Annotated in this window: 3 protein-coding genes; all 3 read right to left on the bottom strand. The window is 71.6% G+C overall.

The window, feature by feature from the left end; all coding sequences use genetic code 11:
- A partial coding sequence (locus ACH4FH_RS38565; RefSeq protein ID WP_398560646.1) for a type I polyketide synthase occupies nt 1-2,072 on the bottom strand: 2,072 nt, incomplete at its 3' end.
- A gap of 69 nt (nt 2,073-2,141) precedes the next feature.
- Nucleotides 2,142-7,172 (bottom strand): type I polyketide synthase, encoded by a 5,031-nt coding sequence (locus tag ACH4FH_RS38560; RefSeq protein ID WP_398560647.1) that lies wholly within the window; start codon nt 7,170-7,172, stop codon nt 2,142-2,144.
- A partial coding sequence (locus ACH4FH_RS38555) for an SDR family NAD(P)-dependent oxidoreductase (RefSeq protein ID WP_398560645.1) occupies nt 7,169-9,542 on the bottom strand: 2,374 nt, incomplete at its 5' end. The genes ACH4FH_RS38555 and ACH4FH_RS38560, both read right to left, overlap by 4 nt.

Genomic DNA, 9,542 nt, shown 5'->3' with positions numbered 1-9,542 from the left:
ACCACACCCACCGAACCCCACACCGCAGCCAACGACACCATCACCGCAAACAACGCCGGCTGCACCACATCCACCCGCTCCAACGAAGGAGCCCCGACACTCCCCCGCAACACCCCCACCAAAGACCAATCCACAAACGGCGCCAAAGCCCGCTCACACGCAAACAACCGCTCAGCAAAAACCGGCGAAGAATCCAACAACTCCACCGCCATACCCACCCACTGCGACCCCTGCCCCGGAAAAACAAACACCCGCCCACCCACCGGACCCGCCACACCAGACGTCACACCAAACGCCACATCAGACGGCACACCCTCACCCGAAACGCCCCCCGCAACCTCACCCAACCCCGCAACCGCACCCGCGCCATCCCCCGCCAACACCACCGCCCGATGCTCAAACACCGACCGCGACGACACCAACGAAAAACCCACCTCCCCCACACCCACACCAGCGCCACCAGCACCAGCAGCGGCAGCCACACACCCCGCCAACCGCTCACCCTGACCCCGCAACGCCCCCGCACTCCGCGCCGACACCACCAACGGCACCACCCCCGAACCCAACACAGGAGCAGGGTCGGTGAGCCCGATGAGGCCGTCAGCCGTCTCGCGGCCCTGGACGGAATCGCCCTGGACGGAATCGCCCGGGGACTCGGCGTCGCGGGCCGTTTCCGTACGCGCGTCCGCCGGGGGCTCCTCGATGATCGTGTGGGCGTTGGTACCGCTGGCGCCGAAGGAGGACACACCCGCCCGGCGGGGCTCCTCGCCGGTCGGCCACTGCTGCGCCTCCGTCAGCAACGACACCGCACCGGACTCCCAGTCGACCTTCTCCGACCGCTCCTCCGCATGCAGCGTCGCCGGCAGCACCCCGTGACGCATGGCCATCACCATCTTCATGACGCCACCGACACCGGAGGCCGCCGCAGCGTGTCCGATGTTGGACTTCAACGACCCCAGCCACAGCGGCCGTTCGGCAGAGCGCCCCTGACCGTAGGTCGCCAGCAGCGCCCCCGCCTCGATCGGATCACCCAGCGTCGTACCCGTACCGTGCGCCTCCACCACCGCCACCTGCTCCGGCTTCAGCCGCGCATCGGCCAACGCCGCCCGGATCACCCGCTGCTGCGCGCGACCGTTGGGCGCCGTGAGGCCATTGCTCGCACCGTCCTGATTGATCGCGCTGCCCCGCACCACCGCCAGCACCGGATGCCCGTTGCGCCGCGCCTCCGACAGCCGCTCCAGCAACAGCACACCGACACCCTCTGCCCAGACGGTGCCGTCCGCCGTCGCGGAGAAAGCCCGGCAGCGGGCAGTCGGGGACAGGGCCCGCTGTCGGCTGTATTCGACGAACCCGGTCGGGGTGGCCATCACCGTCGTCCCACCGGTCAGCGCCATCGACGACTCGCCCTTGCGCAACGACTGACAGGCCAGGTGCAGGGCCACGAGCGACGACGAACACGCCGTGTCGACCGTGAGGGCCGGCCCCTCGAACCCGAGGGTGTACGAGACCCGACCGGAGAGAATGGCGCCCGAGGCGCCCAGTGACATCTGGCCTTCCAGCCCGTCCGGAAGGTCCGTCACATTGGTGCCGTAGTCGAAGTCCGTGGCCCCGATGAACATTCCCGTGCGGCTGCCGCGCAGCGAGGCGGGAGTGATGCCGGCGCGCTCCAGAGTCTCCCAGGAGACCTCCATCAGCAGGCGCTGCTGGGGGTTCATGGACAGTGCCTCGCGCGGGGAGATGCCGAAGAACGGAGCGTCGAACCGGTCGACGTCGTCCAGGAATCCGCCCTCACGGACGTACGTCTTGCCCTTGCGGTCGGGGTCCGGGTCGTAGAGGGCGTCCAGGTCCCAGCCCCGGTCGTCCGGAAACGGCCCGATGGCGTCCCGCCCTTGGGCGACGAGGTCCCACAGATCCTCGGGCGTGGACACGCCACCGGGGAACCGGCAGCCCATCGCCACGATGGCGATCGGCTCGTGCTCCTGCTCCTGGATGTCGTCCAGGCGCTGACGTGCCACGCGCAGATGTGCGGTGGTCCGCTTGAGGTAGTCGCGAAGCTTCGCTTCGTTCTCCATCACTTGTGAGCTCCTCGAAGACCGTGAAGGGAAGGCGGTGACTGTGCCTGTGGGTCGGTGTGCGGTGGTTCAGGAGATGTCGTCGAGTTCCTGGTCGAGCAGGTCGAACATCTCCTCGTCGGTGGCCACATCGAGGTCGTCGACGGTGTTCTGCCGATCCGCGTCGCCGGCCCAGGTGCGCCACAGGGACTGCAGCCGCTCGGAGACCGCGGCACGGGCGTCCTCGTCGAGTTCCAGCCCGACCAGGGACGCCTCGACCCGGTCCAGATCCGCGAGGACGGGCGTGGCGGGCGAGCCGCCGCCGGGAAGGAGTTCGGTGTCGAGATGGGCGGCGAGCGCGGCGGCAGTGGGATGGTCGAAGACCAGCGTGACCGGCAGCCTGAGTCCGGTAGCCGCGCCGAGGCGGTTGCGCAGCTCCACCGCGGTGAGCGAGTCGAAGCCCAGCTCCTTGAAGGCCCGGTCGGCGTCGACAGCTGCGGAGTGGGCGTGGCCCAGCACGACGGCGGCCAACGATCGGACCAGGTCGAGCAGGACCCGTTCCCGGTCGGCGTCGCCCAGTCCGGTGAGGCGTCGCAACAGGGCCGCGGAGTCACCGGAGCCCTCACCCGTCGGCCCGCTCTCGGATTCGAAGGCCTCGCGGGCCTCCGAGAGGTCGCGCAGCAGAGGCAGCAGTCGTCCACCGGCAAGCGCGGGTGCAAACCGGCCCCATTCGAGGTCGGCGACGACCTGGAACGGCTCTTCCCGGGAGACCGCCTGGAGCAGGGCGTCGCCGGCACGGTCGCCGGCCATCGGGGCCGCGCCGCGGCGACGCAGCTGCTCCGCCATCGCCTCGTCGACCATGCCTCCCTCGGCGAGGGCGCTCCAGGCCACCGAAGTTGCGGCCAGGCCGTCCGCGTGACGCTGCTGGGCGAGCGCGTCCAGGACGGCGTTCGCCGCGGCGTAGCTCCCCTGACCGGCTGCGCCCACGGTGCCGGCCATGGAGGAGAAGAGAACGAAGGCGGATAGGTCGCGGCCCTTGGTGAGCTCGTGCAGGTGGTGCGCCCCGGTCACCTTGGGCCGCAAGGCCCGGCCGGCCTGTTCGGCCGTCAGGGAGTCCAGGACACCGTCGTCGAGTACACCCGCGGCGTGCACCACGGCGGTCAACGGCAGGTCCTCGGGCAGGGAGTCCAGCAGCCGTGCGAGCGCGGCGCGATCTGCGACATCGCAGGCCGCGACCGTGACCCGGGCGCCGGACGCCGCGAGTTCCGCCTCCAGTTCGGTGGCGCCTGGTGCCGCGATGCCGCGGCGGCTGATCAGCAGCAGGTGCTGTGCGCCCTCCCGGGCCAGTCTGCGGGCGAGTTCGGAGCCTGCGCCACCGGTTCCACCGGTGATCAATACGGTGCCGCTCGGCTTCCAGGCGTCTCCCGCCGGGCGGGCAGCGCTCCGCAACAGACGCCGGGCGAACACGCCTGCGTTGCGCACTGCGAGCTGGTTCTCGGGCTGCCGGTCGTCTCCGTCCGTCTGCCCGGCCAGCACAGCCGTCAGCCGGGTCAGCGCCCGGTGGTCGAGGACCGTCGGCAGATCCACCAGACCGCCCCAGCGCTGCGGCGACTCCAGGCCGATCACCGCGCCCAGCCCCCAGAGGGCGGCCTGGGCGGGACTGTCGAGCCGGTCGGAGTCGGAGGTCGCCACCGCTCCCCGGGTCGCGAGCCACAGCGGCGCCTCGATCCCGGCATCACCCAGTGCCTGGGTCAGCGTCAGGGTGAGAGCGAGCCCCACAGGCATGGCCGGGGCCTCGGTCTGCGCATCTTCGGTCTGCGGGTCGTCGTCGAGGGCGACCAGCGACAGCACGCCGGCTGGTGGCGGTCCGGCGGGGTCCTTCAGCATCCCGCCGATCCGCTCTGCGAGGCCGGTTCGGTCCGTACCGGCGGCGACCTCGACGGGGAGGATGTCCGCGCCGAGTGCGGTGAGGCCGGTGAGAACGGCTGCCGCCCGCTGGTCCGCGGCACCTGCTGCCGGTACGGCGACAAGCCAGGTGCCGCTGAGCGACACGACGGCGGACTCCGGGAGTGGCCGCCAGCCGATCCGATAGCGCCAGGAGTCCAACGCCGACCGGTCCGCCTTGCGTCGGCGCCACGCGGACAGCACGGGAAGCGCCCTCTCCAGGGCGGTGGCAGTGGCGGAGCCTGCGGTCTCCGGGACCGTGCTGGTGGTCCCGGTCCCGGTGTCCATCCCCAACGTCGCCGCGAGTGCGGGAAGGTCCTCGCTGTCCACCGCTGCCCAGAAGGCGGCTTCCGCGGGGTCGTCCGCGCCGCCGGACTTCGGGGCCGGGGTCTCCAGCCAGTAGCGGCGGCGTTGGAAGGGGTAGGTGGGCAGGTCGACGGGACGGGTCCGGCGTCCGGGGAAGACCGCTGCCCAGTCGACCGCGACACCGCGGACGTACGCCTGCGCCAGCGACAGCAGCAGTCGGTCGAGGCCGCCCTCGTCACGGCGCAGCGAGCCGATCACGACGGCATCGGTGCCGGCGGCCTCGGCGGTCTCCTGCACCGCGAAGGTCAGTACGGGATGGGGGCTGACCTCGATGACCACCCGGTGGCCCGCGTCCAGCATCCGGCGGGTCGCCCGCTCCAGCTGGACGGTCTGCCGAAGGTTGCGGGCCCAGTACTCCGCGTCGAGGCCCGCGGTGTCGATCGGTTCGCCGGTGACCGTCGAGTAGAAGGCGGTGCCGGACGGACGGGGACTGATCGGCGCGAGGAGTTCCAGCAACTGTCCGTGGATGTGCTCCACCTGCCGCGAGTGTGAGGCGTAGTCGACGGGAATGGTTCTCGCCCGGACGCCGTCGGACTCGCACGACGCCAACAGCTCGCGCAGCGCCTCGGGTTCACCGGAGACCACCATGGAGCCGGGTCCGTTGACGGCGGCGAGGGACAGGCGCTCGCCCCATGGCGCCATGCGTCCGGTGAGTTCGTCCTGCGGCAGCGAGACCGACATCATTCCGCCGCGTCCCGACAGAGCCCGCAGCGCCTGGCTGCGCAGCGCCACCACACGGGCCGCGTCCTCCAGGGTCAGGGCGCCCGCCACACACGCTGCCGCGATCTCGCCCTGGGAGTGGCCCGCCACGGCAGCGGGCTCCACACCGTACGAGCGCCACAGGGCCGCAAGCGACACCATCACCGCGAACAGCAGCGGCTGCACCACGTCCACCCGCTCCATCGAGGGCGCGCCCGGAGCGCCCCGTACCACCTCCGCCAGCGACCAGTCCGTGAACGGTGCCAGGGCCCGACCGCAGTCGGCCATCGACCGGGCGAACACGGGTGAGGTGGCGCTCAGTTCGCCTGCCATGCCGGCCCACTGTGATCCCTGGCCGGGGAAGAGGAAGACCGGCCTGGTGGTGTTGACCGTGACGCCCTCGGCCAGTCCTGCGGCCGAGCATCCGGCGGCGAGCGCGTCGAGGCCCGCCAGGAAGTCCTCCCGGGTCCGGCCGACGACCACCGCACGGTGCTCGAACGCGGACCGCGTACGGGCCAGTGCCGGTCCGATGTCGGCCGGGTCGGCCTCGGGGTACCGGTCCAGGTGTTGCCGCAGCTCTACGGCGCGGGCCCGCAACGCTGCCTCGGTACGGCCGGCCAAGGGCCACGGCAGCGGCCCCGGAGGCATCGCGCCGGCGGCGCCGGAGAGCACCGACGTGGCCGGCTCCGCTCCCCCGGCTGCCGGCTCCGGTTCCCCGTCCGTCGCCTGTTCGAGGATCACATGGGCATTGGTGCCGCTCACCCCGAAGGCCGACACCGCGCCCCGGCGGGGCCGCCCCCGGTCCGGCCACGGCGTTGCTTCGCCGAGCAGCGACACCGATCCGGCGGACCAGTCCACATCGTGCGAGGGCTCGTCGACGTGGAGGGTCCGGGGCATCAGCCCCTGACGGATCGACAGAACGGTCTTGATGATTCCGCCGATGCCGGCGGCCGCCTGCGTGTGGCCGATGTTGGACTTCAGCGAACCGAGCCGCAGCGGCTGACCGGCCGGGCGCCCCCGGCCGTAGGTGGCCAGCAATGCCTGGGCCTCGATGGGGTCGCCGAGCCGGGTGCCGGTGCCGTGCGCCTCCACCAGGTCGACGTCGGCGTGGGTCAGCCCGGCGGCGGCCAGTGCCTGCTCGATGACGCGCTGCTGGGCGGCACCGTTGGGTGCGCTGAGGCCGTTGCTCGCTCCGTCCTGGTTGATCGCACTGGCCCGCACGACGGCGAGCACCGGATGTCCGTTGCGGCGCGCGTCGGACAGTCGCTCCAGCAGCACCATGCCCGCACCCTCGCCCCAGCCGGTGCCGTCGGCGGCAGCGGCGAAGGGCTTGCAACGGCCGTCGGGAGCCAGGCCCCGCTGGCGGCTGAACTCGACGAAGACGCCCGGACTCGCCATGATCGCGGCTCCGCCGGCCAGCGCGAGCGAACTCTCCCCCCGCCGCAGTGACTCGGCCGCGAGGTGCAGGGTCACCAGCGACGACGAGCACGCGGTGTCGAGCGTGACGGCGGGACCCTCCAGGCCGAGGGTGTACGCGATACGGCCGGAGGCCACGCTGGTGACGTTGCCGATCAGGAGGTGGCCCTCGACGTTCCGGGCCGCCAGGACCGGGTCCCCTCCGTACTGGAACGAGGTCGCGCCGACGAAGACGCCGGCCCGCTCCCCCTTCAGCGACAGCGGGTCGATCCCTGCACGTTCGACGGCCTCCCAAGAGACCTCCAGCAGCAGCCGCTGCTGAGGGTCCATGGCCAGTGCCTCACGTGGCGAGATCCCGAAGAATGCCGGATCGAACTGCCCGGCCTCGTAGAGGAATCCGCCCTGCCGGGTGTAGCAGGTGCCGGATGTGCTTGGGTCCGGGTCGTAGAGCCCTTCCAGGTCCCAGCCTCGGTCGGTGGGGAATGCGGAGACCGCGTCCCGGCCGTCGGCGACCAGTTCCCACAGGTCCTCGGGCGAGCGCACCCCGCCGGGGAAGCGACAGCCCATGCCCACGATGGCGATCGGCTCCCGCTCTTTGTCCTCCACCTCCTGGAGGCGCTGCCGGGCACGATGCAGATCAGCGGTGACCCGCTTGAGGTAGCCGAGAAGCTTGGCTTCTTGCTCGTTGGCCATCAGGACGCCCCGAACTCGTTGTCGATCAGGTGGAAGACTTCGTCGGCGGAGGCCGTCATCAACTGCTCCTCGACCGAGGCCCCGCCGCTCTGCGGCGTACTGCCCAGCAGAGCCGCCAGGTCCTGCAGGCGGGTGGCGAGCCGCTCGCGTACGCCGGTGACCGCCGTGATCTCCCCCAGGGCCTTCTCCCACCGGTCCAGTTCCTCGAAGACCGACGCGGCCGTCGCCGGCTGTTCCGGGAACAGCTCGGTCAGAAGGAACCGGGCGAGCGACGCCGGCGAGGGACAGTCGAAGATCAGCGTGGCGGGCAGCGGCAGTCCGGTGGCGGCGTTCAGCCGGTTGCGCAGCTCCACCGCCGTGAGCGAGTCGAAGCCGAGCTCCTTGAAGGCCCGGTCGTCGGCTATCGCAGCCGGTGTGGAGTGGCCCAGGACGGCTGCGGTGTGCGTACGCACCAGATCCGTCAGCATCCGCTCCCGTTCGGCCTCCGGCAGTGCGGCAAGACCGTCCTTCGCGCTGCCGATGCTCTGCTGCACGGTGTTCTCGGGCTCTCGGGATCCCTCCCGCACCCGCTGTACCTCCGGCAGTTCGTCGACCAGGGGGCTACGGCGGGCAGCGGTGAAAGCGGGATGGAACCGATCCCAGCGGACATCCGCGAGAATCAGCGTCGTCTCCTGGCGGGCCAGCGCGCCGTGCAGGGCCGCGACACTCAGGTCCGGTGCCATCGGAGGCAGACCCCTGCGGCTCAGATGCTCCTCCACACCCTCGCCCTCGATCATGCCCTTGTCCGCCCAGGGGCCCCAGGCCACCGATGTCGCCGCCAGGCCACGGGCCCGGCGCTTCTCGGCGAGCGCGTCCAGGAAGGAGTTGGCCGCCGCGTACGCGCCCTGGCCGCCGCTCCCCCAGGCCGCCGCGACGGACGAGAAGAGCACGAATGCGTCGACATGGGCTTGGTCGAGCAGCTGGTCGAGATGAACGGCACCGGAGACCTTGCCCTCGGCCATGGCCGCGAAATCGGCCGGGCTGCTGTCGGCGACCTGCCGGAAATCGACCACCCCGGCGGCGTGGAACACCGCACGCACCGGTGAACCGTCGGCCGCGAAGCCGTCCAGCAACCCCGCCAGCGCCTCACGGTCGCCGACATCGCACGCGGCGACCGTCACCCGGGCGCCAAGACACGTCAGCTCGGCCGCCAGGTCCGCGGCACCCGGCGCCGTGGCACCGCGCCGGCTGGTGAGAACCAGGTGTTCCGCCCCGGTGCGGGCCAGCCAGCGGGCCACCTGAGCTCCCAGGCCGCCGGTACCGCCGGTGATGAGAACGGTGCCGTTCGGCTGCCACTTCTCCTGATCGGGCAACGCCCCCAGCGGAGCGTGCACCAACCGCCGTACGAAGAGTCCCGCGGCACGCACCGCGAGTTGGTCCTCGTCGCCCGCGGCGGCGAGCACCCCGGCCAGCCGCGCGGCGGCGCGCTCGTCGACCACGCTCGGCAGATCGACCAGGCCGCCCCAGCGCTCGGGATGCTCCAGACCGACCACACGGCCCAGGCCCCAGACAGCTGCCTGCTCGGGACGGTCGACGGGATCGGTCGGGCTCACCGAGACGCCACCTCGGGTCGCGAGCCACAGGGGGCAGTTGACCTCCATGTCCCCCAGCGCCTGCACCAGCGCAAGGTTCAGTGCCAGACCGTACGACAGCACCGGATAGCGGGGGTGGGGATCATCGGCGAGGGCGAGCAGGGACAGCACACCCTCCGGCATCTCCCCGGCGGCCGCCGACCGCAGTCGTGCGGCAACCGCATCGCGATCGTCCTCGGGCAGCTCGACGGCTATCGCGCGTGCTCCGCGCTCCTGTAGCCCCCGCAGCACGGCGGCCTGCGCCTCGCTGCCGGATGCTGCGGCCGGAACCGCCACCAGCCAGGTGCCGGACAGCGAGCCTCGCGGCTCGCCGGCCACCGGATGCCAGGCGATCCGGTACCGCCAGGCTTCCGTGACGGCGTGGTCGTTCTGCTTGCGGTGCCATGAGGACAACAGGGGCACCATGCCGCTCAGTGGTGTGGCGGGGTCGACTTCGAGCATCGCGGCCAGCGCCGCGAGGTCCTGGCGCTCCACCGCGTCCCAGAAACCGGCGTCGACGGACCTATCGTGTGGTGCGGCCACGGGCGCATCGGGGACGGACGGGGTCTCGAACCAGTAGCGGTCGCGTTGGAAGGCATACGTCGGCAGATCCACCCGACGCGCACCACGCCCCTCGAAAAACGCCCGCCAATCGACCTCAACCCCCGCGACGTGCATCCGGCCCAATGCCGCTACGGCCGACTCCTCCTCACCCCGGCCCTTCCGCGAGAGCGCAATGAACTCGCCCTCCTCGACGCACGAT

This window comes from Streptomyces sp. NPDC017993 (assembly GCF_044328065.1).
GTDB lineage: Bacteria > Actinomycetota > Actinomycetes > Streptomycetales > Streptomycetaceae > Streptomyces.
This window is presented reverse-complemented; position numbering and strand designations above follow the sequence as displayed.